General features: G+C 43.4%; 1 protein-coding gene. It reads right to left on the bottom strand.

Annotated features, from left to right (window positions below; genetic code table 11):
- A partial coding sequence (locus RJ53_RS11535) for a hypothetical protein (RefSeq protein WP_211531786.1) occupies window positions 1–274 on the bottom strand: 274 nt, incomplete at both ends.

Here is a 274-nt window from a genome sequence, read left to right as displayed (position 1 = left end):
GTTGGTTCGGGTAGCGGAGAGGAAATGATCTCAACATTAACGAAGTCTGTCATCGCTCTATACACTGAAACACCGTCAACCCGAACGAGTGATTCTGGGTTGGAATTTTGAACCCCAAACCTGTATCCATCGATCTTCGAATTCTTTATAAGAATTTCTGATGGAGTGTGAACAGCATTCGTTATTGTAATGCCAGGGGCACTTCTTGTAGTTGCACCCGAATGGATATCAACTCCATCGATAACAACATTTTTGGGATCTCCACTGTGGAAGT

The organism is Methanocalculus chunghsingensis (genome assembly GCF_018132105.1).
GTDB lineage: Archaea > Halobacteriota > Methanomicrobia > Methanomicrobiales > Methanocorpusculaceae > Methanocalculus > Methanocalculus chunghsingensis.
Note: the sequence above shows the minus strand (reverse complement) of the source record. Positions and strands in the feature narration are given on the sequence as shown.